We start from the raw sequence: 25,853 nt of genomic DNA, 5'->3' as shown, positions 1-25,853 counted from the left end.
TTTTGAGATGTAAGTTTGTATATTCCATGAACCTAACGAAAGCCCTCAAAGTATTTAATTTGAGATCCTTGTTTAAGTCACCAAGGTAATAGCAAAATATAGTTGTACAAGAATGCTTAGCGTTCGCAGAACAACTATATTGATGTTTATTACCTATTTTATGGTAAATCAAGAATACTGTTAAATAGTCAGCATTCTATGAACCTAACAAAAACCCAAAATTTAATTTTGTGAAGTTATCGTAAGCCCATCACGAAACTTTGGCAAGTGCTTAGGATGAGGCTAAGTTGTTGATATTGATCTGCTCATGAACTTAACTTAAAACCAGACATATTTAACATAAGGTACATAATGCGCACCAATGTAGGGTGTCATGATTTCTTAGTGTTTAGAATCCTAGGTACCATTTTTTATCTTTGATAGTGAGAAATTTATAGACCTTTATAGAATTTGTTACTAAATGCATATGTTTTGCATAAAGTATTTCTAACTGATTTGTTTTTAAATAAAAAATGCTACCTTTAGACGTATAAACCAGAATTAACATTGGTGCCTTAGTGAGTAGCAGTTTAGAAAAAGTTAAATGTTTTGTTATCATGCCAATCTCAAACCAAAAAGGTTATGAAGATTCTCACTTTCTTATATTATAAAACCCGCTATTGAAGAAGCTGACATGCTCCCTGTACGGGCTGATGAAACGAAAAACTCTAATTTAATTCAGTTGGATATCTTAAAAAATGTGATTAAGTCACCGATTGCTATTTGCGATATAAGCTCTAAGAATCCTAATGTGTTTTATGAACTAGGATTGAGACAGGCATTCGATTTACCTACTGTCTTATTAAAAGATAATATTACAGATGCTCCTTTTGATATTAATGGATTAAGGTATTGTGACTATAATCATGAGATGAAGCATCGTGATGTAAAAAGTGCAGTCCATCGATTACGTGATATGTTAATTGAAACATACAATAAGAAAGACAATAAAGGTGAAGTAAATTCTCTTATACGTTTATTAGAGTTAACGTCACCAGCAGAGGTACCTCGAAATTCTATGTCTGGTGAAGAGCGTGAAGGAGCTTTGATTCAAATAAAATTAGATTCTCTTATGGAAAATGTTTCTACAATGCAAAAGAAATTGTCTTCTATTGAAATAACTCAATCACTTAATGATGGTTTACAACAAGTGCCAACAATGAGTGCGCGAGATGGACTGTTGGCTGCTAGAGAACGTTTAAGAAGTAATCAAAAGAATACCACTACAAAAGTTATTGATTTTGATGATGATATTCCATTCTGACGTATATATTAAAGCTAACAGTATTGTTAGCTTTAATAACGATTAATTAATGATGCAATTAAAAACAACTTTTATAATTGTACTATTTCCTCTTTAATTTAGCCTGTGATCCCCCTTCTATTTCCTATTGATATATCAGCGTATTACATCGCTATTTACGTCTAGGATTCGACACATTTAGTATCTGAGAGTTAGTGTTATTGCTATTGTGTGAAGTTTTACACAAATGCTCATATTCATTGTTTTGTATATTAAACCGCTTTTAAACCGCAAGGATTGCTGTGTTTGATTTTACTGTTTATAACAACACAAGGAATGGTATGAAGAAGTTGATTTTTCTCGTAGTCATTGGTTTTGCTGCTTGGTATTGGTGAGATATATTGTTTGCCTATGTCTCGTGGCGCTGAGATCTTTAGCGTTCCGCGCACTTCTTGGCTACCGGTTTGAAGTAAGTTTTCTGTCTCTTTTACGCTATCGATGATCTCTAAACAGGCCTGATGGTACAGCGCGCCAGATTCGGTTAAAGAGATATGCCTAGTACTGCGATTAGGTACATAAGAACGGCGCGGCCATGTTCTGCCAGCTATGGCATGTTGGGCGTGTGTCTCACCCTGTATTTCAAAATGGTGATAAGCCGATTGCGCCATCGGCACTTAGACCTGTTGAAACTAAGGTGTGGATTGCGGATGAACAAGGCAATGGCAACATGGTCGATTGCGTTGAGCCAAGAGCAATGACACAAGCGGATATTGATCGGGTTGTTGCGGATTTTGCTTATGCTGCGCAACGTGCCATTGATGCTGGTTTTGATGGTGTCGAAATTCATGGCGGTAATGGCTATCTTATCGATCAGTTTTTACGTACTAACTCTAATCACCGTACAGATGGTTACGGTGTCACTATAGAAAACCGTATTCGCTTCTTATTAGAAGTGGTTGATGCCGTTAGTCTTGTCATTGGTGCTAATAAAGTGGGTGTTCGACTTGCGCCCTTCATCACTTTTAAAGATATGAATTGTCCTGATATTGTCCCGACTATTTTAGAGGCGGCAAAACAACTTCAAGCCCGTGGTATTGGTTATCTGCATTTATCGGAAGCGGATTGGGAAGATGCACCAGTTATCCCTGAACAGTTTAGAATTGATCTGCGTAAGTATTTCACTAATACGATCATTGTTGCTGGCAGTTACACGCAAGCGCGTGCGGATGAAGTGCTAAATAAAGGATATGCGGATTTGGTGGCGTTTGGACGTCCGTTTGTGGCTAATCCTGATTTTGTATCGCGCCTACAACAGCAACAACCATTGGCAGAACTGGATGGTGCGACGTTATTTGGCGGTAATGACCATGGTTATACCGACTATCCTACTCTTGGTTAATTAAGCCCTAATTCTGAAGGCATAAGTATTAAGGCATGGGCTGTTTGCTCATGCCTTGTTTATACTTGGCTTTTATACCAATCGCCCTGCTTGCTTTAATACCCCATTAAATATCGACTCACTAATCTCAGTAGGAAAATCGTTAGGCAATTGCTGACGGACTTTTTCTATCGCACTTGGTGCTTGGGTTTTCATTTCAGACATTAATTCATTAGCACGTTGAGTCGAAAATCCGACCGCTTTTGCTGTACTTAAAAAATGACGAGGCTGAATGGTTTGCCATTTGTAATATTTCTTGGTGCCCGTTAATGCCATCGCCATTTTTGCTTTCTGTTTTGGAATACTGTTTGAATCCATTAAAGGATAAGCAGAAATGATGTCGTATAGCGGTGTCATGCTATAGCGGCTTTCAGGCTCTAGAAATAAGCTGAAATTTTTACCGTGTCCATCAATGGCTGCTAACAACCAAAACAAGATCTGTGCTTTAAAAAACATTTCTCGATCTTGGGTGGATGTTCGTGAACCTAATAGAAATTGCATGATACTGGCAATGTTAGGCCCACCGTCTGATTCATATTTTAATGCAGGTGCAACACCTAACGCTTGGCACATGTCTTCTTGGGGTAAACGCATTAGCCAACTGCCATCTTGTGACCATCGACGATCAAAACGGGTTAATGCTAATGCTTTTACTTCTTCAACATAGATGATGTTGGCATCGTTCACTTCAAAGCCAAATGCAGCCGCGATTTTTAAACATAGCCATTCATTTTCACAGCTATCGCTTAAGTCTATGTTTTTGTGCGGTAAGATCCCTATTGGCAATTTCAGAATATGACTCGTTGGGGTCGAACCTAACGGTAAATGCCACTGATCTTGATACCATAACAGGCCTGTTTTTTCCTGTGCGCCTGCAATAGAGATACGAAAATCGTCCATATCATCTAGCATTCCTAGCGGCGCATCACTTTGGTAACCTCGTAATACCTGTGCCATACGAGCTTCAGTTAATGGCTCTGTCTGTATTTGCCTCACATCTTGTAGGCTATGTTGTGGTGAATAAAGCTGAATAGCACCAACACAATCACTGCCTATTTTACTTAGTAAATCAAAAGGTCGTTTAGTGGCTGCTTGAAAACGAGTTTGAATACGGCTGCGAATTTCTTCGTTATCAGGCAATAAGTTATCGAAGAAGTTGTAAGGAATATCACCATGATAAGCATCGTGACGTAACGGCATAGAAAGTGAAATCGCACGGGCACCAGGTCGTGATAACCATGATGGATCATATTGAAACGATATTGCACCAGAGCTTGCTTTGGTTAAGCTGCCGACTAAGATCCCATTCATTGCAACCGTTAACACGTCCATGTTTACCACTCCTCATTCCATTTCTGTTGTGTGGTGTGTGGTTCGGTGTTTGTGTTACGTGGTTGAACATGGAGCTCTAGATCTAACGCGGCGAGTAATTTAAAAAGCGTTTCTAGCTTGGTACTTTCTGGGTTATTTTCAAACGCAGATACGGTGGTTTGTTTAATCCCCACCAGTTTAGCTGTATCACTTTGGGTTCTGCTTTGGGCTTTTCGTTGGTCTCGCACGGCATTGGCGAGCATTTTAGCTGATGTGATTTGCATGGTTCCCACTTTAAATTATCCGCTATAAAGGTTATTTAAAGCATATCCCCTACAGCGGATATTTTCAATTTATCCGCTATAAAGGATATTTTAATATTATCCCCTGTAGCGGATAATAATTAGAGCTAGGAAAGGCGATTAAAAGCGGTAGCTTGTGCCGACATAGAAATTGTTCATAGTTAAAATTGAGCTGTCAGCAAACTGGTAACCTACGTTGATACCCATTCCGTTGTGGAAGCGTTTTTCCCAACCCACTTGCAGATCAGCACCAACCTTACTTTCATTGTGTTTTACGTTATTCATTTTGTAATCAACATCGTGATAAGCAACACCAACTTTTGCGTAAAGTGCATTACCGTGACTTAGTGGATATTGCCCATACAGTGACAAACGTGGCCCACCGTATGACGATACATCAGCAGATGATAGCAAGCTGGTAAAGTCGCTAAAAATACCATCGTAGCTTCGGGTATAATCGGCTTCTACACCCATGTGATCGCTAAGCATATGACGGTAATAGATATCAAATGCTACGGTATCTCCATCATTGGCATCGTATTTTAAATTAAAATCTTGGGTACCATAGCCAATAGATCCACCAATGATATTCTCGTTCGCTACTGCAGTTTGAGATAGCAAAGTAAGTGATAATAAAGTGAAAGCTGTTTTTAATCGCATGTTATCTCCTATCAGTAAACAGGCTTATGTTATAAGCTTATTTATTGATATTTATATGTTTTTTATAATTATATGAATAAGTAGAAGCAGACGGTTTATCTACTATTTAAGTGACGCTATTTGTTTAGGTCGGCAAGTATATGAATAGATTATGAATGGAAACTGAACAGTGTATAATTTGTATTTGTGTTAATAATATCTAGCTGGGTTTGAATTGGCTGTGTGTATGCAACGGTAGGTTAAATATCAACATATAAGCTGAGTTATAACAAAGGAATAAGCATGGCTACCTATTCCTTTTGTGTTTGTACTATTTACTTTTTAGCCGCACGTTGCAGCTCTTTATGGTCAAGTTTGGCTTTTTTACGTTGTTCTATAAGTTGTGCTGCATCACCACCAACATGGGTTTCGCCACGGGCATTTGCTAATTGCACTTGTTTTTCACGTTCACGGAAACGGGCTTTTTGCTCATCGCTGTGTTTATCAATACATTTCGGACAACTTACCCCTTGTTCAAAATGCTCAGAAGCTTTGTCTTGTTCAGTGATTGGTAATCGACAGGCATTACACACATCGTAATCACTTTTTTCTAGTTGATGATTAACCGCTACACGGCCATCAAACACGTAGCAATCACCTTCCCACATGCTTTCTTCTTGTGGGACTTCTTCTAGGTATTTAAGAATACCGCCTTCAAGATGATAGACCTCTTCAAAGCCTTGCTCTTTCATGTATGCGGTTGATTTTTCGCAGCGAATACCGCCAGTACAGAACATCGCAACCTTTTTGTGTTTGTTAGGATCGAGGTTGTCTTTCACGTATTGCGGAAACTCGCGGAAGGTTTCTGTATTTGGGTTTACGGCATTTTTGAAAGTACCAATATCGACTTCGTAATCATTACGGGTATCAACCAGAACAACATCAGGATCAGAAATAAGAGCATTCCACTCTTTTGGTTTTACATAGGTTCCCACCACGTGACGAGGATCGATCCCCTCTACACCCATGGTAACGATTTCTTTCTTAAGTTTTACCTTGGTGCGGTTAAATGGCTGCTCTGCATTAAATGACTCTTTATAAACAACGTCGGCTAAGCGCGGATCTTGTTTAAACCACTTTAGTAACGCATTAATAGATTCTCGTTTACCAGCTACAGTTCCGTTGATCCCTTCGCTGGCCAGTAGCAATGTGCCACGGATGTTATTGGCTTCTAATAGATCTTTTAGTGGCTGTTGGATCTGTTGGTAATCATCAAGTGCAACAAATTTATACAGCGCACATACAACGTATTGAGACATGTTTTTTCCTTCTGCGAGCTGGAGCGTAAATCCAGAGCGTTATCCGTATTTTATAACCATAGACTTTTTTAAAGTCGACGCAGTATATCTGAGTCAATCTATGACAAAAACCAACTAAAATTAGGGATATATAACAACTATATTAATAGTGTTATTTATAATGATTTGAAATTTATTTGATTTCTGTTTGGTTTAATTTCAATGAGAACATTAAAGTATCCGCATCTTCTTAATAAAATATTAGTAATCTATGAAATTTAAACAACTATGCTCAGCATTAGTGCTAGGGCTATTATTAACAGGTTGTGCGGCAAGTAATGTATCTTCATCTAATGTGCCTAATTTACCTATTAGTCAGCAAACTAAAGGACGGGTTTATATTATCAAGTCTGATTTACTAGCTAATGTAAAATATACAGAAGTAGGTAAAGTTAAAGCCAATGCCAGATATGGTTATGACAGTGTGGTGACCTTATATCCACTACTAGCCGATGAAGCGAGAAAAATTGGTGCGAATGCCGTTATTGATTTATATGGTGGTCATACAGTTACTGCTTTTTCTTGGGGGGCTCCTTATACGGGCGGTACTGCAATTAAAGTTGAAGACATGAAGCAATTAAAACAATATGACGTAGAAGTTTATTAACCTCCTTTCATTGCTAATCCTTTTTACTATTTTATCTTTATCGTTCGTTTGCCTGTATTGAGCTATCAGTACAGGCTTTTTTATATCCCTAAGGTAGCTAATTTCTAATATTAACCAGAGTAAAAAACACACAAAAAGTGACAGTGTAATGTTAGTTACTATGGGTAAAGTGACAATGTAACTAAAATTAGCGTAGTTAAACGTTACAATCACTTGTTGTTTTTTAAACTTGTCGCCTTTTTATATTGTAATTATTTAATTAAATATCATGTGGTTACTTAAGGTTTGATTTTGGTTTGGTTTTTATGTGGTGATGGTTTAGACGGTTTTTAACAAAATCTATAACCTCGTATTCATCAACACCAAACACGTAAACATGATCGAGGGTTTAATGAAACATTATAAGCAATGGCTATTTGCTGCTTCACTTTCTATTATTGCTGGCTGTAATTCAGGTTCGAGTTCTTCAGAAACAAAAACAGTGACACGAGTTAAACCTGCCGCAGACTACAATTTTAATGATGAAGAAATTGCGAAGCTTGTAAATGATCGTGAACAGTATCGTAACAGTCTTGACCTTTCTTTTGACGGTACAATTTATCATCACGTTAAGTTCGCACAACAAATGAGTGACGAGTTAATGGTTGTGAAATTAGCTGATAATTACGATCATGATATTGATTTAATGATTGATTTTAGTGATGACGCAAGATGTATTATTTATAAAAAAGACAAGTACAAAGAAGTTTTTGATTGTGGTGAGTTTAATAAATCCATAACAGGTGATTCGACATTTATTCAATCAACATCAATACCGCATATGAATAATGTCATGCTGACTTATGAAAACGATAAAATTGAATATTTACCTGTTATTGGTTCAACCTTATTAACAGTTGAATATTATAGCGATCAAATTGATATTTTAACTTCATTTGTATTTAAAGACTTCTATAACGAATTCTTAAAAGATAATCAGGATATCACAGAGCGTGATCTTAATCGTTCATCGTTAGGTTTAACAACTTATCAGCAGTTATCTAATATTGTTCAAGACTATTACGGTCAGAATATGCTATTGAAGTTTGATAATCATATTGGTGGTAGCATGGATGATGATATTAATATGTATACTGGCTTGATGATTCGAAATAATCATATGGGAACGATGGTGACTCGCAATGGTTCGGTGTTTTCTGGTGGTACTGATTTATTTACTGCTGGTGAAGAACGCATTTTAGAACTAGCTCAGCCAGTAACTAACATTGAGCTAACGAAACAAGTGGGTGTTCATAGCTGGGCTGAAGATGATAAAACAGCAAAAGAATTCCCTTTTACAGATTTAAGTCATCGTAAACAAGCGACCTACTTTGCAAAAATGTTGGGTAATAAAGGCGTGGATTTCTACCTATACACTCTAGATTCAGCACCAGCATCAGGTGAGCACTGGGTAACGAACGATGAATCTGCTAAATATGGCTTAATCTCAGGTAGCTATTACGAATAAAAACAAATGATAGCTAATAAAAAACCGACATGTTTTGGCATGTCGGTTTGCTGTTTTAGACGTTAAGTATTTGATTCGGCCTTTGGTATTCGCGTTTAATGAATCGCGCCAATTCGATTGAATCTCACCCCATTTGGTAACCAACTTGGACATGATGAATCAGGATTATGGTTAAAGGTGAAACTAATCCAAATAAATGTCGCTTTACCTACTAGGTTTTGCTCTGGCATAAAGCCCCAATAACGGCTATCAAGGCTGTTATCACGGTTATCACCCATTGCAAAGTAATGACCTTTCGGTACAACCCACTCACCAACAGGTGAACCTGGTTGTTGGTAATAACGGCTATACATTTCAGGTAGATTAGGATCACGTAGAATATGGTGTTCTACATTACCTAAATGCTCTTTGTACTCATCGAGATCTGTACCTAGCTCAGTAAACTTAGTAACACCTACGAATTGTTTTGGCACTTCATACGCTGCCGGACATACTTTTTGACCATTACATGCAGGCTTAATGTATAAGGTTTTATCACGGTAAATAACCGTATCCCCCGGTAAACCCACAATCCGTTTGATTAAATCAATCTTAGGGTTTTCTGGATCGATAAATACGGTAATGTCACCACGCTGTGGCTTACCCGTTGGGATCAGTGTCTTGTGAAATACAGGATCATGTAAACCATAAGCAAACTTCTCTACCCCAATAAAATCACCCGGTAATAAAGTTGGTTGCATTGAACCACTAGGAATTTGAAATGGCTCAATAATAAATGAACGGATGATCAAAATGGCAAATAATACAGGAAACATAGAGCGAGCTTGTGCAACCCACCCTGTTTGTTCTTTATCGGTAACGCCTGTTTCTTTTTCTTGTTGAGGTTGCCAGCGGTACTTATCTAAAAAGAAAACGCCCCCTGTTATTACAGTAGCTAGAGTGAGTATTAGCGAAAACAATTCCGCAGAGTTGATAAATGAAAGCATGTTTTGTCCAAGGGCTATGTATTGTTCTAATAATAGTTCTAGCATATTGAACATGAATAACTTATTAAGGAAAATGCCCTTAATTCGCAAACTTTGATCCCACTTGAGCGATAACGATTTAAGGAAAAGCTGTTATTAATCTTCAAGCTCTATTGGGTATAAGGTAAACGCAAATCCCAACGCCAAATTTGCAAGTTGTTTGATCACACTCGGCTTGATTTGCTCAATGAATGCTTGGTGAGTCGATGATGTGTTGTAGCCAACATTCATCACTTTATGTGAAATATTATTCCATTCTTTTCTGACGTCTTCTGGCATACTTTCAAGCCATTTACAGTGGATTTCCAAACAGCGATTCGCTGAGCTGTGATCAGTGAATGAAATATTTGCCATCCATTGAGAATGGTATTGATCTGGCGGATAAATTTCCGTCCCTTGGTATTTTTGATTTAAAAACGACAGCAATGTATAGAATGGCTGATCTCCATGAAGCTCCAAATCGACAGTGATATATGTTGTTTCCATGATAACTACCTTTCTATATCTTGTTTTCAGCCGCTATTAATTTGCCAAATGGCATGATGGCTGAAGATAAGTAACTTTAAAGAAACGCAACCATATAAGGATAACCATGACTTATCAACAATGGGCTCTTATTGCAGATATTTATACGCCAGTGATCGCATTGGTGTGTTTTATTTCAATTCTACGGGTGATGTTAAAAGGTAGCATGCAACAAGGGTTAATGCGGTTAGTCTTGGTAATTCTGTCGACTATATTTATCTATACCATGATGTTCATTGATAATATCTTGCATATTTGGTCAGCATTTGGACTTGATTACAGTACCCACACCGCTATTGCTCTTGTGTTTGTTGCGTATTTTATTGTCTATAAATCACGTTTAATGCACTTAATAGTGATATCAATGTTCAGCTATGCCTTGATTATGGTTCATCAGCATTATCATACTGTTGCGGATATTTTAACAACCACAGTGTTTATTTTGCCCGTCTTGCTGTTAATTCAATCTCGCAAGTTTACTAAGTGTTAATCGTATATTTCAGTTATTTTTGAAAATACTAAAAATTACAGTATAAAACATTCCCTAACTGAATGTTTTTTGTCTCATTGGTTGTACTTTTTATAAATTCTCTCATTTTGTTCTGTTATTGACTCATTTTACTATGTTAAGTTTGATGCATAGAGAGTGTTATAAAAAAGGTAAGTCAATGAGTGTGATCAAACTGAGCTATAAGATGTTTTACTATTCATCACTAGCAATAACGATCTTCTATACCTACCATTTTTTTTCGTTAGCATTTAATCGCTATTCTGTTTTGCCGCAATGCCTCATCCTGGCTCTATTTAAATGTGTCGCGAGTGGCATTATTACCCTGATCGTATTACGTGCGAGCTATCGACAAGAAGAGAAGCATTTGAATAAACGCTTTGCTAAATATGATAATCGTGCTATCAAACGTGATTATATTGATTAATGATGTATGCAATATACGTATATTGTCAGCTTAACTTCAGCTTTCGTAAGATATAAAGCAAAAAGGAAGTAAGCCTAAAATAAGGGTAATAAATGAGAATTGGGGTGATTGGTTTAGGTGATATTGCACAAAAAGCATATCTACCTATCATGACACAACTAAACAATGTTGAGCTTGTCTTATGTACTCGTGATACTGCGGTATTAGCATCATTATCAGAAAAATATCGCATCAAACATAGCTACAGTGACTATCGTCAGCTAACTAAAAAGAATGTTGATGCTGTGATGATACATGCTGCAACCAGTGTTCATTTTGATATCGCATTTTGGTTTTTAACCCAAGGTATTCCTACCTTTGTTGATAAACCATTAGTAGATAGTGGTGAACAAGTTGAACTGCTTTATAACTTAGCGGAAAAGCATCAAACTCCCCTTTACGTTGGCTTTAATCGCCGCCACATCCCTCTTTATAATAAACACCTACCTGAATTAGCTTCTGGCAACGTGGGTGAATTGTTATCACTACGTTGGGAGAAAAATCGCCATAATTTACCAGGTGATATCCAAACCTTTATTTTTGATGATTTTATTCATGCACTCGACAGTGTGAACTTAAATTGTAAAGCCACTCTTGAAGATGTGTATATCACTCACCAAATGTTTGGTAACCAGCTATCGCGTGTTGATGTGCAATGGCAAGCGGGACAATGTTTATTGCACGCATCTATGAACCGTTTAACCGGTATCACTAACGAAACGGTTTCTGCAACTTATCATAATCAATCCTATCAATTTAGCTCATTTACTCGTGGTCAACGTTGGCTAAATAACGAAGAGCGTATTCTTACTAGTGAAGATTGGACACCAATGTTAGCAACCAAAGGCTTTGAAGGGATGATTAATGATTGGTTGGGCGTTATCGAAGAAGGCTCGATGCCATTACACACTATTGAACGTAATATATCATCTCATCAGTTAGCAGATTTACTCTCTCACCAACTACACAGTTTATTTGAACGTCATTAATAAACGTTGATTGGTGACTTTGTCACACAGAAGAAAATACCATTAACACTCGGTGTTAATGGTATTCAAATGTCTTTTGGTATTGTTTTAGCGTTAGGCCAAATTGATGTTGAAATCGCTGAGCAAAACGTAATTCCGACTTATAACCGCATAGATGTGCTAACTCTATTTGTGAGTAAGGTTTGTTTTGCAGCAAGCTCAGTGCATAGCCCATTCTAAGCTGTGCTAACACTTCCCTAAATTGAGTGTTCTCTTCTTTCAAACGCCTAATTAACGTTGATTTACTCAAACCAAAATGCTCACAAACCGATTCAATAGAATGGTTCGCTTTGGGATCCTCATTAAAATATTGAGTGAGTTTGTCTCGCCAGCTTAAGTTTCGCACCGTGAACAGTTGATGTAACTGTCCGCTATTTGCAAGATGCTCAAACAAAGCATTAACGATATGTTGCTGTACGCTTGGCCTAATATCTTTTGGCATTGTGATGATACTTTGCCATAAGTATTTCGCGGTGCCGTCAATTGTATATTCTGGTGTTTGATCAACTTGCTGATTTTCTAATGAGCGTTCAATGAGTGCATCACTTGGGCGGATTAAAAAACTCAGTTGGGTTGAGAAAAACTGGCTTTGATTAGGATTATTGATAAAAGTTAGCGACGCATTGCCGTGCGACAATAACCAATTTTTATTATTGAAACTGATCCAATCGTTTTGCCATTGCAGCTGTTTCTCCCCTTGTTGAATCCAAAAAATAGAAGGATAAATAATGGGAACATTACGCAAGCGTTGCGGTTGGATACCGTTGTAATAGTTAAGCTGAATAAAACTTTTCATAGCATATACAAAAGCCCTGTTTACCATAATTAAAGGTAAGCAGGGCTTTCACTCTAATTAAATTAACGAGTGTAAGTCGCTGTAATTGTTGATTTACCTAGAGAGGTCATGTTTAACATGAAGCTAACTAGTGCACATGATGCATCATCTGGCACTTCTAGTTTTTCTACAGGTAGCGCCCACACAGTGAACTGGTAACGGTGCATACCATGACCTTCTGGAGGACAAGCACCGCCGTAACCGTTGAAACCGTAGTCGTTACGCATTTCAAGACCAGCGGCTAATTTACCAGAAGCACCCTGCTCTAAAGATGTTGTTGATGCAGGAATATTGATCACTTGCCAGTGCCAGAAACCACAACCTGTTGGTGCATCAGGATCAAAACAAGTAACTGCGAAACTTTTTGTACCTTCAGGAGCGTTTGCCCACTCTAGTTGCGGAGAAACGTTATCACCATCGTGACCAAAGCTATTGAATGAAAAACGCTTTTCTTTTGGTTGACCTTCAGCAAGGTCATTACTGCGTAATGTAAAAGCTGTCATTTTTGATGTCCTATTGTTTTCTTGTTGGGATAATAATAAGACGAATCGAACAAAGATACACATCAAAAAGTGTCAAAATTAGGTTTTATTTATTATATTTGAGACTTATTGTATCTATGTCCAAGCAACCTAAAGATGCAGTGTTCAGCGAGACGACCTTAGTTCTCAGGCGCGGCAACGATTCGAAGATATAGTGGTTCTACATTGAGAATCGTTAACAAAGTCTGAGAGCTAAGGACGCTCGCCCTTTGGGAGCGTGTCACTGAGACGACTTCTTGCGTCAGACAACTTGGAAAGAGCTCGCTATTCCGCTTCGTTGTCTTCCTTGAATTCAAATCAGTGACTTCGCTCTGAATCAGGCATCTTGAAGTCGCTTGGGTATATATCTGCTAATGCATTGTTTTGATGGGAAAACTAGCGTTTGCAATAATGATGGATTATCACAAACGCTACAGATAGAGATTACTTCATTAAGCTTGGTGATTTAATTGCGTCTTTCGCCAACTCTTTAGCAAAGTCTTGAATATCTGATTCAATCTTATCGATTTCTTGATTGATAGATTTCACATTCACCGTCTTCATTTGACGGTTTTCCATCACGACTTTGCCATTCACAATGGTGGTATCAACATTACTTGGGTTAGCTTGGTACACCAATGTTGCATACGGATTGTAATTAGGACGCATATTCGCGGAATCGGTTTCAACAATAATGATGTCAGCTTTCTTCCCCGTTTCTAACGAACCGATTTCATCGTCCATATGTAGCGCTTTTGCACCACCAATGGTTGCTAACTCAATCACTTGTTCTGGGATCATAATCGTACGATCATCATGCTTTAAGCGTTGCATGTTAGCGGCATAACTTAAGGTACGCCATAAATCGACTTGGTTCGAACTCATTGGTCCATCAGTACCTAAGCCCATTGGAATGTCTTGTTGATACATTTCCCATGCAGGCGCAATATCGGTTGCCCCTTTCGCATTTGCCATAGGATTGTAAGCAATACCTGCGCCTGATTGTTTAACTAGCGCAATGTCTTCTTTGGTTAAATGAATGCTGTGTGCTAGCACCATGCGATCGTTTAATACACCGATTTTATTCAACCATGCGACAGGACTGAGTTTGTCCGTGTTATCTTGAATGCGCTCTGCTTCATTACCAAATTCACTTACATGGATCAATACAGGAACATCAAGCTGTTTAGATAATGTATTGATTTCTTGCAGTTTATCTTCTGCTACAGTGTAAACAGCATGCGGTGCAAAAGCTGGTGTGATCAGTGGATCGTTTTTGTATTCACGAATAAATTGCTTGGCATATTCAATACCACCATGAGGCTCTTTAGCATCTACCACTGGGAATTTAATCACGGTTTCACCAAGAACTGCACGCAAGCCGATCTCTTTGGTTGCCTTTGCCATTTCATCCATGTGGTAATACATGTCAGCGTAAGTAGTCACACCACTTTGCGCTAAATCAAGGGTACCTAAACGGGTTGCTTGATAAATGAGATCACGGCTTAATTTCTCTTTTTCTAATGGGAAGAAATAAGCAAATAAGCGATTCGCAATCCCTTCTTCACCTAAGCCACGAAACGCAATCATAGGTAAATGGTTATGAGTGTTGATCATACCCGGCATGACAATGCCATCTTCTGCATCAATCACTTTACTTGCTGAATACTGCTTAAGTAACGCTTTAGTACCAATCGCGATAATTTGATCACCTTTAACAACAACAACACCCTGTTCAATGATGTCTTTATTGTCATTCATGGTTAGCACTTGACCATTTTTAATGATCAGACTTGCATTATGGTTAAGTTGTGAAGTTTGAGAGCAAGCAGAAAGTAAGCTTACAGCCAGTAGTGAAAGAGTCAGTTTTTTCATAAAAAGGATAAGTACAGTAAAGGAAGTGGCGTGAGTATGCCGACTCCATTACACCAAGTAAACGTTTGCCTAGTCTTGTTACATCAAATCTGTGATCAATATAGATTTTGATTTTTATACTGTTTAATCTCGGTTAAAACTATCCTGTTTATTCACAGATCAATAAATTCAACTAATTACGACCATTTGAATCTTGAATTGATGTTCATAAATACTGTTTATAAAATCACTGTTGTTATATACAGTTGGATATAAGTAATACTATGCGTATTGAATTAATGATTAACAAACTGAACCTATCTGAAACTCATTTTACTAAAATTGATGAAGAGTTTACTCGCCGAGTTCTTACTGTTTGGCCTGATGCCAATGTGCGTGTTCGTCTTGGTGGTAACAATGATTTGAGCGTTTTAGGTTGCTTAAGCGATGAAAAAGAACGTGTAGAAGCACTTTTACAAGAAATGTTTGATGAAGCAGATGAGTGGTTATACAACGATATCGATATGTATTAATTAGTAATGCAGCAAGATTGCATAAATCATGTAGCACGGTTATTTGGTTTATTAGCTTGCTAATTTGTCTATCTATAAAGCAGTTTTCATCACCTATAATAAACACATATTCATCAAACAGTTATGTGGTTTACTATGAGTGATTTTATTTCTAAAAATATCTGGTCTGACTTTACAAAAGATCCTGAAATGCCAGGATTTAGCTTCCGCGATACAGATGAGAAAAACGAGAACTGTGTAACTGCACTACTTGAACGTTGGGATGCAGGCACTTACGAAGCACCACACCACCACCCAAATGACGATATGTCGATCATTGTTAAAGGTGAAATTGCGATTCAGTTTTACATTAAGCAAGACGGTGAATTAGTAAAAGATGGTGAAGAAGTGATTCTGAGTACGGGTCAAACTGGCTACATTCAAGCAAATCGTATTCACAGTGTGCTATACAAAACAGATTGCGACATGGTTTATATTCAAGATCGTGTATTCGGCTTTGAAAGTGACGAATAAGCTTTCATTAGCAATATCTAAATGATCTGTATAAATAAATACAAAAAAACAGCCATTCAAAGAGTGGCTGTTTTTATTTATAACACTATCCAAGGTTCATGATGAACCAGTTCAAAGCACACCTTGCTATTATCGACGGTAAAATGTAGCTTCTCATTATAGGTATCAATTTCATCTTGGTTGTTACAAGGCCAGAAAAAATGAATACCATAACTAACTGTTGCGTAACCACTTTTTGAATCAGGCGATAGCTCGACCATATCCACATTCAAACTTCCCGTTGCGAACTGGTAGCGAAGATCCTGCTGATCATGTTTACTGAATAATGCAGATGAAAATTCGTTTTCATGCCCTTGTAGATATTCAATAATATTTTCTGCAACAGAAACTTCAGTATTGATATCGAAACTAACGGATTGTGTCGTCATAATGCACTCCTTTTCTGTGCCATCATCATTACACATTTAGCATAAAACGTCAGTCTTAGTAGCAAAAAGTGATTTTGCTATTATCGTTTGTTGTTATTTTTGCTTCTGCTTTTTTATTGATCACCACGGACGAATCATCTTCCATCACACCACCGATAGTGCTGTTTACTGTATTACACATAGTGGCAATTGAGTGTTCTTTCATATCAATTTCAACTTGATTCACTCTTGCTGATAATTCAAATAGTGAATCAGTCATCAGTGATAAGTTAAGTTTTCCTAACGCTTTTTTCGCATCAACCGATGACGACTGAAAAGCAGTGATGGTCATATTTTCAGCAACCACATTCACCTTTGCGTGAGCGTTATCAGTTAACGTCATATCTAAGTTTGTCGTTGAGCCGTTTAGTTCAGCATACGATTTTTCAACTAGAGTCGCTGTGAACCGAGTAGTATCGATAGCGCAATCATCGATATCTACCCTTGCATGATTTTCTATGATCATTTTTACAAGGGGCTTTGCAACGGTAACATTCGCAACGATATTTGTTTTTGGGTTTTCTTCTGTTGCTGAATATAACTTAAGTGTCGCGTTGTAAACTTGTAACTTAACGTTTTCGAGTTCATCTCCTTCAAAGGATATAGACGGTAATTTTCCGCAGCTAATATTAATGGTTAAGTTATTAATGTTGCTATCAATCTCGTTAAACTGTTTTAAATAAATATTTGTTGCGCTTACGCTGGTGGAACAAAAGTAGCAAAGTAAGATAAGACGCTTTAATCGTTTCATAGTCACACCTAGATCCCTTTCCACCCTAATAGTCTAAGTATATGTAATTACCAAAGATGTAAGCGTATCAAGTTTACAACTTAAAGTGACACCGTAACAGTTTAATTCTGAGCTAGCTAACGACTACTATATCGATAAATTACGTAAATTCGGAGAAAAAATAAGACTAAATTTTAAGCAATAATGAAGTGATAAGATCAAAGCTAGTGATCTTTTAAATTTACGTAACTGACAGATTTATATAGTAATTTAATCTCAGTCTTATATAATATCCCTTATAGCAGATCTAGAATAACACCTGTAATGCCTAATAATGTTCCAATGGATCCACGTTCCTTCTCTCTTAGAGCCTCTTCGTTACGCCAGCAAACTGAACTCGCTCAACGTGTAAACCAGATTCAATATACTTCATCAAATCCAGCGCTTTCGTATATTTACTCTTTAGCAGCAACGGACACCACTGGCGGACAAGCGAATGCCAAATATACGCTTGAAAGACTGTCTCGATATATTATTGGCGATAGCTTTCAACTTATTGATTGGGCTTTGTTATTTTCTGATCCAACAAGATTAATTGAGATTGTAAAAGCGTTTTTAATTCAGCGTGCTCGCCAAAAAGCGAAAATGAAAAGTCAGCACTTTTCTGAGAAATTACCACTGAAAAATCTTCAGGTTAAACCCCTTCTCAATGCGTTATTAACGGTAGCGAAATACCTTCAATCTGAAAAAACGTTATCTTTGGCTGAAGTAATACTCTTTGAAGAACATCTTTCATGTTTTAATCTTAATGAAGATAAAAAAATAACGTTAGAACAAGGATGGTTACAACCTATTGAACCTCAATTTTATCGTTTTGAATTAAGTACGCAGTCAAGGGTTATGTTAGAAGCATTTAGTTGTTTTTGTATTCGCAGTTGTGTGGAACGTTTTGATTGGATCACCCTTTTATATGCGCCTGTACTTCAATCGACAATGCAATCATTCTTAACGGATCGAATCGAAAATACATTTGGTGATCAGAAGAAATCTTACGCTCCTGCTACAGCAGATAATTTGCTCAGAATGTTACGTGGTGTCGCACAGCATGCATGGTTAGCTGAACTCATTTCGGTTGAAACACTTGAACGTATTAAAGCAATAAAATTACCGCGAGGTTCGCGTCAATCAAGTGGTCGCTATTTGAGTTATCAAGAGTTAGATCATATTTCCGCACTCACTTTAGAGCAAAAAAACAAAGCTAAAGCATTGAGAGATAATGGTATTTTCTGGTTAATGTATGAGGCAGGTTTACGTCGAGCAGAAGTTGTCAGCTTAAATATTTATGATATTGATATGGATCGTTGCCAACTTAGAGTGGTAGGTAAAGGTAATAAAGAGCGTTATGTACCCTTTTCAATCAACAGCGATCTTTATAGCGCCATGCAGCAATGGCTTGTGGTTCGTCAGCAAAATAGCCAAATGGATAAGCCTGCTTTATTTTGTACCATTAATCGATACCAAGCGTTAACCCATCAAAGATTAACAACACAAACACTTAATGATTTATGTAAGGGACTGAATAAAAAAGGATTTAATAGAGTTGTTTCGCCCCATGACTTTCGTCACTCTGTGGCAACCAACTTACTTCGTTCGGGATTTGACTTACTATTAGTAAGTAAGTTCATGGGACATAGCAGTATTACGACAACACAGCGCTACGATAGACGAACAGATGATGATTTGAAAGGTGTTATTCCAGCAAGGTGATGTAATTAACTGATTAATAGTATTTATAAAATCACGGCCTAACTCTCATTTTAAAACATATTGGATTTCATTGATTTACATAAATGAAATATAATATTCCATATTAAAGGAGTAAGTCATGAAAATGTGTTTTATCACTTCAATAATATCGATTATTTTGCTTATATCTTTCCCATCTGGAGCACGTAGTTTTGAGCATTTTGTCGAACAGTATAACGTTGTGCCATGTAGCGGCTTAAAAACAAAACTTCTTAGCCTAAATAAACGTGCTCCGATGGTAAAAGATGTATCATCTAATCAAGAGTTAAAAACTTTTAAAAACAAACAGAAAGCAATTAAGTACCTATTTAAGGTGAAAAAGTGTTCGTAACTTTTTGTTTAAAACTACGATAATGTAACTAATAGATAACCGTTTAACGCAACAACTAATGTAACAATAACGACGCCAGCATAATTAACATAAGTATTGTTTTTAAATTCACCCATCAGTTTTTTACTATTTGTAAAAATGAGCAATGGAATGATAGCAAGTGCAATACCAAAGCTTAGAACCACTTGGCTCATCACTAAAATTTCAGTTGTATTAATAGCTAATGCGATCACAATAAATGAAGGGATCATGGTAATCACACGACGTAATAACACTGGAATTCTAAATTTAACAAACCCTTGCATAACTACATCCCCAGCCATAGTCCCCACTACTGTTGAAGATAAACCTGATGCAATTAATGAGATTGCAAACAAGGTTGATGCAGCTTTACCGACAAGAGGCGTCAATGTTTGATATGCAGTTTCAATTTCAGCAATGTGTTGATTACCTGAGTAATGAAATACTGCTGCCGCCATTGCAACAATCGCAATATTCACAAAACCAGCGATGACCATCGCAATTAACACATCAATACGTGTTGATTTTAAACGTCTTTGTTTAGTCTCACCGTAAGTATTTTTAAACAGTGCAGAATGAAGATAGATAACATGCGGCATCACGGTTGCGCCTAAGATACCCGCAGCCAAATAAATTTGATGCGAATTATCTAATGTTGGAACCACTAAACCTTTCACCATTTCACTGGTTGCTGGGTGGGCAAAAAATAGTTCGACAACATATACCACAGCCACTAACAGTAACAGTGATCCTATTACCACTTCTAATGGCTTCTGGCTTTTATTACTAAGTAGAAGAATCGCCATTGTTGCAGCAGCAGTGATCAACGCCCCTTCCATTAAAGAAATACCAAACAACAATTGGAAACCAACAGATGCACCTATAAATTCTGCTAAATCCGTTGCCATCGCAATAATTTCAGCTTGAATCCAATATGGACCAATAGCCCATTTAGGTAAGTGATCACGTAAATGTTCAGCGAGATTTTTGCCTGTTACGATGCCTAGTTTTGCAGACAAGTATTGAATTAACATGACCATTAGGTTTGCCCATAAAACAACCCAAAGCAATTGATAACCAAATGCCGAACCTGATTCAATGTTGGTTGCAAAATTTCCAGGATCGATATAGCCAATCGCTGCGATAAAAGCAGGACCTAGTAATAAAAGTTTCTTTTTTAGCTTTAAGCTAAAGTTAGCCATATCAGGCTTTATTGAAAGTGTCGAACTGGTCATGGCTAACTCCTTATTTAAGATAGAGTTATACTACCAACCGACAAATGAGAATCAATATCATTTAAGATCTATTATTGATTTGTAAGCTTTCAAAAATGAATCTGTTGACTTTAATAGGTATCAACAATCGTTGTAATTTAAAATTAATATTACGCACGCTATAAATATATATATTATTAGTAGATATTTGCTGCCATAAAGAAATATAAATATATCCATTATTAACAAACACTTAATTACTTAACCTAAAAAGAATTAGCAAAAATATACATCTAACCATATCACTTAACTATATTAAGAATACATTTGATTATGTGACCGAATATTCGTTTTTTATTAACAATTAAATAAAAAAGCTGTACACGATATTCCTTTATGGTAGTGTGACCTCCGTTGCTTACTAAGATTTATAAATAAGTATATGTAAAAAGTATAATAAGGATAATTATATGGATGTTAGTAACAAAGATGACCTGCTTTCACATGGTGGAGATATCGTCCATTTATACCTAAAAGATATCGCTGAAAAAGATCTTTTGACCAAGGAAGACGAAGTGTTATACAGCCGAAAAAGTTTAGCTGGCGATGAAAATAGTAAAAAGGTTTTAATTGAAAGTAACTTAAGACTTGTTGTTAGTATCGCCAAAAAATACCGTGGTAGTCCAATGCATATCAGTGATTTAATTGATGAAGGAAATATTGGTCTTATTACAGCAGTAGAAAAATTTGACCCAGAGAAAGGCTTTCGCTTTTCAACTTACGCAACATGGTGGATAAAACAAACCATTGAACGCGCTATTCATAATCAAGGTAGAACGATTCGATTGCCCGTTCATGTTTCAAAAGAAATTAATACCATTGTCAGAGCCCACAAACAGTTAGTTAAGAAAAATAACGAGGAACCTAGTAAAGAGCAAATTGCTAATATATTGAACAAATCACTGCATGATGTATCGACGACACTTTCTTACGAAACCCCTATTATCTCGTACGATCAATCAGTTAACGGTGAAGTAAATGCTCAATCTATGGCAGTGCTTATCGCTGATGAAACCATGGCAAAGCCAGATCAACATGTTGATGACTTAGCCATTGAAAAAATTACAACGAATGTCCTTAATTGTTTAAATAAAAGAGACAAAGAGATCATCTGCCGCCGTTTCGGTCTTCTCGGTTATGAAGCCCAAACGCTACAGGAGGTCGCAGAGGAAGTGGGGTTAACCCGAGAACGGATTCGTCAATTACAAGTAATATCATTATCAAAATTAAAAAATTCACTGACTCGAGATAAATACGACTTGTCAGTTTTGTTCGCAAACGGTTAAGTTTTTCATTTTAATAAAGAAGCACGTAGGTTTACGTGCTTCTTTTGTTTATCATGAGCTATAAATTATAGAATCGTTATTCTTTTACTAAGGATTTATATGCGTTTAAAAGCTCTGATCATCGCTAGCTCTGCATTCATTTTTGCTGGCTGTAGTAGTTACGGTGTCACTGAAAGTGAAATGCAAAACTACATAAATAAAGAAACTAACGTTGAGCGCTCTGTTGGCATTCAAGGTATCGCCTACGCAACAGGACGTTTTGATAACGTAAAAGTCGGTATTGGTCGTGTGGCAGATAATCGTGTGAACGTTGACGCTACTGCAAGTGCAAATCTAGAACTTGCAGGCCAACAACCACAAGATATTGTTATAAAAGCAAACTTTAGTGCTATTCCCTTCTACAATCCCGACGAAGGCGCGATCTACTTACGTAGCCTAAACATCGAATCTCTTAATATTAAGCCAGAAAAATACAATAACATGCTAACTAAGCCTGTAGTCACGCCTTTTGTTTCACTGATTGGTCAGGTGTTATCCACTAAACCAGTGTATAAGCTTGATGAGTCTGAGATGAAGCAAGCCCTTTTAAAATCTACTAAGCCTGACTTAATTATTAAAAATCATCAACTTGTTCTCGATTGGTAAATTATTTATAGAATCACAATATAAAGTTATAGTGCATTAGGTTGTTAGACATAAACAAAAAGAGGTACTTAATGTGCCTCTTTTTACTCATCGCCCAAAAAACATTCTTCTTGTTAGCATTGAAATTGATATAAATTATTCACTGAGCCATAGAGTTCCATTTCCCCGAGCAGTTCAAATCCTAATTTTTCTAACAATTTGTTTGAAGCTATGTTATCGGGGTAAGTAACCGCTTGAATTTTGGTTAGCTCATAACGTTTCATTTCATCACTGATTACGGCTTCTGCAGCTTCAAATGCATAGCCTTTGCCACAGTATTGACTTAAGAATGCATAACCCAAATCAGGAAGATCCAGTTCATCCCTTTTTAATAATCCACACATACCAATAGGTGTATTTGTCGATTTCAAAATAACCATATTTAGTCCAAAACCATGAGTGTTGTAACAAGCAATTGGACCTTGCGTTAAATAGCGAATAGCATCGTCGTGAGTACGAACATTTTTGTCTGCAATATAACGAAAGAATGACTCTTCGTTGAGTAAACTGATAATAAAGTCAGTATCAGTTAGTTCAAATTTGCGGATCACTAGCGATTCAGTTTCACAGACAATATTCATTCATGGTTCCTAGAATAAAAAAGGATCTGGCATGTGCTCAGATCCTTATAATAATCATACTGTTATACGCTTATCGCTGTTAAATCACAATGAAATAATTCGCAACAAAAAGCAGTGCCGCTAGTAACCATACCGGACATTTGAACTGTTTAAATGCAATGAACCCCACAACAACTAATACGATATCAAACCAAGATTTTATGCCGCTTGTCATAATTGGCGTCACAAATGCACTTGCTAACAAACCTACTACTGATGCATTAACTAATGTAATTGAGTGCTTCAAACGTTGATGAGCAAATAACGCTTTCCATGCAGGTACAAAAGCAAATAGTAGAAGTGCTCCCGGTAAAAATACAGCAATAGTAGCAATAAGGCTCCCCAATACAGGATGTAAGGAATCAATAGATGCGCCTAAGTAACTTGCCATTGTAAACATTGGCCCAGGAACAAGCTGTGCTGATGCATAAGCATTAATGAAGGTTGATTCACTAACAAGTCCTTCCATCATAGGTTGTAATAATGGAAGTACCACATGCCCCCCACCGAATACGAAACTACCAGCCTGATAGAAGATGTTAAACAGATTAAAACCTTGACTATAACTTGCGATAAATGGCAATACAACCAATAAGATAATAAATGTACTTAGTATTCCCATGTGCGGTTTAATACTAATGGCTTGCTGTGTTTTTGCAGGCTCGGCATTTTTGTACGAAAGCCCATAACCAATAGCGGCGGCGATACAAATCGGCAAAATTTGCCCTAGTAAACCTGTGCTGAAATAAACCCAGATTGCCGTTATAACAGCAATCGTGATAGTCAATGCAGAGGTAAGATTCTTCTTTGCCATTCCCCATAATGCGTCAGCAACCACGATAACAGCTAGCAATTTTGCGGCTAGAATTAAGCTATCAACAACAGAATTCTGGGTAACACTGCTACTCGCCATCGCAACAGCGGTTAATAGTGCAAATGAAGGTAATGTAAAACCAATAAAAGCGGCAACAGCTCCTAAATAGCCCGCTTTTTTATAGCCAATATACATACCTAATTGGCTACTTGCTGGGCCGGGTAAAAACTGACACAGGGCTACAGCGTGGTTAAAATCATCATCACTGATCCATTTCTTTTCTTGTACAAACGCACGCTGAAAAAAGCCGATATGTGCGGCTGGACCACCGAAACTGTAAAAACCTAAAAGTAAAAATGTGGTGAAAACGGTAAACATGGGTTCCTCCATAAACTATCGTATTATCATAGCGTTAACCTCTTCATTATTAAAATCGTTTAAAATGATGTTATTTATTGTTTTTACTAATAGTTATATTGATGTTTAGTAGCTAAACCATAATAATGCTTTGGTTATTAGCTTCCTCCTCTTATTTTATGTGACAACGTCACCTAGGTTTATGAATGCTTGATAATTTACAACAAATGGTAATATTGGCAGCAGTAGGCCATGAACAAAATTTTACTCGTGCAGCCGAGCGTTTAGGTATTTCTAAATCACAGGTAAGTAAGCAAATAAAATGCTTAGAGGATAGGCTCGGTTGTCAACTTGTACAGCGAAGTACACGTACAGTCGTGCTTACTGAGATTGGACTTCAATATGCTGATTATGGTCAGCAACTTATTGATACGGTAAGTGAAGCAGAAGCGATGGTTGCAGGTTATCGTAATGAAATCACAGGTGTTTTACGCATAGGTATCGCACAATCATTTGGCAATATTCATATCACCTCTGCCCTTGCTGAATTTCAGAAACAAAACCCTAATTTAGAACTAGAGATCAGCTTGTTTGATCATCGCCCTAATTTATTGGAAGAAGGTTTTGATTGCTGGATCGCTATTCATGAGCATCCACCGGAAGGAATGGTCGCAAGAAAACTCGCCAAATGTGAGTTTGTCGTTGTCGCCTCCCCTGACTACATTGAGCAACATGGCACGCCAACAGTACCGGGTGATTTACGCCAACATAATTGTATCACTTATGAAAGCCGCGAGCGTAAATATGTCAATTGGGAATTCAGCCGTGATGGTCTTAAACAGTCTATTCGTGTTAGTGGCAATTACCGTATTGATAACGCCCCTGCAGTCCTTGATGCCGCTGTCAGTGGCTTAGGTATTGCTTATCTGTCTACCTATTTACTGACTGATGAAATTGAATCAAACAAGCTTGTTACCCTGTTATCAGACTGGCAAACAACGGTAGATTTACCTATTTATGCGGTATACCCACGACGTAAATATCTAGCCCCTAAAGTAAGATGCTTTATCGATTTTATGGCTGAAAGAATGGCTATGCCGCCATATAAAAACAACAACCCTATTCTGACTAACAACTGATTGTCCTTACTTGCAATAAGTTAATAGAAGATATCTCCAAGTAACCTTGCTCAATATACTAGACTGATAATA

General features: G+C 37.2%; 27 protein-coding genes and 2 pseudogenes. 14 read left to right on the top strand and 15 right to left on the bottom strand.

Annotated elements, in window-relative coordinates:
* The first annotated feature begins 673 nt into the window (after positions 1-673).
* On the top strand, positions 674-1,303 hold the full coding sequence (locus Q7674_RS03945; protein ID WP_052679850.1) for a hypothetical protein: 630 nt from the start codon (positions 674-676) through the stop codon (positions 1,301-1,303).
* 358 nt (positions 1,304-1,661) lie between these two features.
* Here the strand turns inward: Q7674_RS03945 and Q7674_RS03940 are convergent.
* Positions 1,662-1,851 (bottom strand): annotated as a pseudogene (locus Q7674_RS03940) (LysR family transcriptional regulator); the annotation flags it as partial.
* Between the two features lie 5 nt (positions 1,852-1,856).
* Here Q7674_RS03940 and Q7674_RS03935 point away from each other — a divergent pair.
* A pseudogene (locus Q7674_RS03935) lies at positions 1,857-2,681 on the top strand (oxidoreductase); the annotation flags it as partial.
* 72 nt (positions 2,682-2,753) lie between these two features.
* On the opposite strand, the gene Q7674_RS03930 reads toward Q7674_RS03935, so the two are convergent.
* The 4 genes from Q7674_RS03930 to trhO all read right to left on the bottom strand — a co-directional run bounded on the left by Q7674_RS03930 (position 2,754) and on the right by trhO (position 6,291).
* A complete protein-coding gene (locus Q7674_RS03930) occupies positions 2,754-4,052 on the bottom strand; it encodes a type II toxin-antitoxin system HipA family toxin (protein ID WP_045062437.1) in 1,299 nt (432 codons plus the stop codon).
* Positions 4,053-4,054: 2 nt separating this feature from the next.
* Entirely contained in the window at positions 4,055-4,315 is a 261-nt protein-coding gene (locus Q7674_RS03925) for a helix-turn-helix domain-containing protein (RefSeq protein WP_006645195.1), read from the bottom strand.
* A 138-nt stretch (positions 4,316-4,453) separates the two neighbouring features.
* Complete coding sequence (locus Q7674_RS03920; protein ID WP_305421755.1) at positions 4,454-4,993, bottom strand: porin family protein; 540 nt, start codon at positions 4,991-4,993, stop codon at positions 4,454-4,456.
* A 314-nt stretch (positions 4,994-5,307) separates the two neighbouring features.
* Complete coding sequence (gene trhO, locus Q7674_RS03915) at positions 5,308-6,291, bottom strand: oxygen-dependent tRNA uridine(34) hydroxylase TrhO (protein ID WP_045062442.1); 984 nt, start codon at positions 6,289-6,291, stop codon at positions 5,308-5,310.
* A 250-nt stretch (positions 6,292-6,541) separates the two neighbouring features.
* Here trhO and Q7674_RS03910 point away from each other — a divergent pair, with 250 nt between their 5' ends.
* Together Q7674_RS03910 and Q7674_RS03905 are read left to right on the top strand one after the other, a co-directional pair.
* Entirely contained in the window at positions 6,542-6,937 is a 396-nt protein-coding gene (locus Q7674_RS03910) for a hypothetical protein (RefSeq protein WP_045062444.1), read from the top strand.
* Positions 6,938-7,328: 391 nt separating this feature from the next.
* On the top strand, positions 7,329-8,444 hold the full coding sequence (locus tag Q7674_RS03905) for a hypothetical protein (RefSeq protein ID WP_045062445.1): 1,116 nt from the start codon (positions 7,329-7,331) through the stop codon (positions 8,442-8,444).
* A 95-nt stretch (positions 8,445-8,539) separates the two neighbouring features.
* Here the strand turns inward: Q7674_RS03905 and lepB are convergent, their stop codons facing one another.
* Both lepB and Q7674_RS03895 read right to left on the bottom strand, forming a co-directional pair.
* A complete protein-coding gene (gene lepB / locus Q7674_RS03900) occupies positions 8,540-9,430 on the bottom strand; it encodes a signal peptidase I (protein ID WP_045062553.1) in 891 nt (296 codons plus the stop codon).
* 135 nt (positions 9,431-9,565) lie between these two features.
* Positions 9,566-9,955, bottom strand: coding sequence for a hypothetical protein (locus Q7674_RS03895; protein ID WP_045062447.1), 390 nt, complete (start codon positions 9,953-9,955; stop codon positions 9,566-9,568).
* Between the two features lie 106 nt (positions 9,956-10,061).
* Between Q7674_RS03895 and Q7674_RS03890 the strand changes: the two genes are divergently transcribed.
* From Q7674_RS03890 to Q7674_RS03880, 3 genes are all read left to right on the top strand, one after another.
* Entirely contained in the window at positions 10,062-10,484 is a 423-nt protein-coding gene (locus tag Q7674_RS03890) for a hypothetical protein (protein WP_305421751.1), read from the top strand.
* Positions 10,485-10,662: 178 nt separating this feature from the next.
* Complete coding sequence (locus tag Q7674_RS03885; RefSeq protein ID WP_045069084.1) at positions 10,663-10,929, top strand: hypothetical protein; 267 nt, start codon at positions 10,663-10,665, stop codon at positions 10,927-10,929.
* Between the two features lie 92 nt (positions 10,930-11,021).
* Positions 11,022-11,957: a Gfo/Idh/MocA family protein gene (locus tag Q7674_RS03880; protein ID WP_045062450.1), complete on the top strand. Its 936-nt coding sequence runs from the start codon at positions 11,022-11,024 to the stop codon at positions 11,955-11,957.
* Between the two features lie 55 nt (positions 11,958-12,012).
* Here the strand turns inward: Q7674_RS03880 and Q7674_RS03875 are convergent, their stop codons facing one another.
* The 3 genes from Q7674_RS03875 to Q7674_RS03865 form a co-directional block, all read right to left on the bottom strand.
* Positions 12,013-12,792, bottom strand: a complete 780-nt coding sequence (locus Q7674_RS03875) for a helix-turn-helix transcriptional regulator (RefSeq protein ID WP_045062451.1) — start codon at positions 12,790-12,792, stop codon at positions 12,013-12,015.
* A 62-nt stretch (positions 12,793-12,854) separates the two neighbouring features.
* Entirely contained in the window at positions 12,855-13,334 is a 480-nt protein-coding gene (locus Q7674_RS03870) for a YbhB/YbcL family Raf kinase inhibitor-like protein (protein ID WP_008989324.1), read from the bottom strand.
* Positions 13,335-13,796: 462 nt separating this feature from the next.
* Positions 13,797-15,227: an amidohydrolase gene (locus Q7674_RS03865; protein WP_305421747.1), complete on the bottom strand. Its 1,431-nt coding sequence runs from the start codon at positions 15,225-15,227 to the stop codon at positions 13,797-13,799.
* A gap of 263 nt (positions 15,228-15,490) precedes the next feature.
* Between Q7674_RS03865 and Q7674_RS03860 the strand changes: the two genes are divergently transcribed.
* Complete coding sequence (locus Q7674_RS03860; protein ID WP_045062455.1) at positions 15,491-15,739, top strand: DinI-like family protein; 249 nt, start codon at positions 15,491-15,493, stop codon at positions 15,737-15,739.
* Positions 15,740-15,874: 135 nt separating this feature from the next.
* Positions 15,875-16,252, top strand: coding sequence for a cupin domain-containing protein (locus tag Q7674_RS03855; RefSeq protein ID WP_045062456.1), 378 nt, complete (start codon positions 15,875-15,877; stop codon positions 16,250-16,252).
* Between the two features lie 77 nt (positions 16,253-16,329).
* On the opposite strand, the gene Q7674_RS03850 is transcribed toward Q7674_RS03855, so the two are convergent.
* Together Q7674_RS03850 and Q7674_RS03845 are read right to left on the bottom strand one after the other, a co-directional pair.
* A complete protein-coding gene (locus Q7674_RS03850; RefSeq protein WP_045062458.1) occupies positions 16,330-16,680 on the bottom strand; it encodes a hypothetical protein in 351 nt (116 codons plus the stop codon).
* A gap of 55 nt (positions 16,681-16,735) precedes the next feature.
* On the bottom strand, positions 16,736-17,470 hold the full coding sequence (locus Q7674_RS03845; RefSeq protein ID WP_045062460.1) for a GIN domain-containing protein: 735 nt from the start codon (positions 17,468-17,470) through the stop codon (positions 16,736-16,738).
* Between the two features lie 321 nt (positions 17,471-17,791).
* Between Q7674_RS03845 and Q7674_RS03840 the strand changes: the two genes are divergently transcribed.
* Positions 17,792-19,216: a tyrosine-type recombinase/integrase gene (locus tag Q7674_RS03840; protein WP_237156709.1), complete on the top strand. Its 1,425-nt coding sequence runs from the start codon at positions 17,792-17,794 to the stop codon at positions 19,214-19,216.
* A 118-nt stretch (positions 19,217-19,334) separates the two neighbouring features.
* A complete protein-coding gene (locus Q7674_RS03835) occupies positions 19,335-19,586 on the top strand; it encodes a hypothetical protein (protein ID WP_045062463.1) in 252 nt (83 codons plus the stop codon).
* Between the two features lie 14 nt (positions 19,587-19,600).
* Here the strand turns inward: Q7674_RS03835 and Q7674_RS03830 are convergent, their stop codons facing one another.
* Positions 19,601-20,842: an Nramp family divalent metal transporter gene (locus tag Q7674_RS03830; RefSeq protein WP_305421738.1), complete on the bottom strand. Its 1,242-nt coding sequence runs from the start codon at positions 20,840-20,842 to the stop codon at positions 19,601-19,603.
* A 449-nt stretch (positions 20,843-21,291) separates the two neighbouring features.
* On the opposite strand from Q7674_RS03830, the gene rpoS reads away from it, so the two are divergent.
* Positions 21,292-22,167, top strand: coding sequence for an RNA polymerase sigma factor RpoS (gene rpoS, locus Q7674_RS03825; RefSeq protein ID WP_023934298.1), 876 nt, complete (start codon positions 21,292-21,294; stop codon positions 22,165-22,167).
* Between the two features lie 99 nt (positions 22,168-22,266).
* On the top strand, positions 22,267-22,812 hold the full coding sequence (locus Q7674_RS03820) for a YceB family lipoprotein (protein WP_023934300.1): 546 nt from the start codon (positions 22,267-22,269) through the stop codon (positions 22,810-22,812).
* Positions 22,813-22,925: 113 nt separating this feature from the next.
* Here the strand turns inward: Q7674_RS03820 and Q7674_RS03815 are convergent, their stop codons facing one another.
* Positions 22,926-23,432: a GNAT family N-acetyltransferase gene (locus Q7674_RS03815; protein ID WP_023934302.1), complete on the bottom strand. Its 507-nt coding sequence runs from the start codon at positions 23,430-23,432 to the stop codon at positions 22,926-22,928.
* A gap of 79 nt (positions 23,433-23,511) precedes the next feature.
* Positions 23,512-24,663: a chromate efflux transporter gene (gene chrA / locus Q7674_RS03810; protein WP_023934304.1), complete on the bottom strand. Its 1,152-nt coding sequence runs from the start codon at positions 24,661-24,663 to the stop codon at positions 23,512-23,514.
* Positions 24,664-24,848: 185 nt separating this feature from the next.
* Between chrA and Q7674_RS03805 the strand changes: the two genes are divergently transcribed.
* Positions 24,849-25,781 (top strand): LysR family transcriptional regulator, encoded by a 933-nt coding sequence (locus Q7674_RS03805; protein ID WP_008989312.1) that lies wholly within the window; start codon positions 24,849-24,851, stop codon positions 25,779-25,781.
* Positions 25,782-25,853 lie beyond the last annotated feature (72 nt).

This window comes from Photobacterium leiognathi (assembly GCF_030685535.1).
Taxonomy (GTDB): Bacteria; Pseudomonadota; Gammaproteobacteria; order Enterobacterales; family Vibrionaceae; genus Photobacterium; species Photobacterium leiognathi.
The sequence above is the reverse complement of the archived record's forward strand: the minus strand, read 5'-3'. Positions and strand labels throughout refer to the sequence as shown.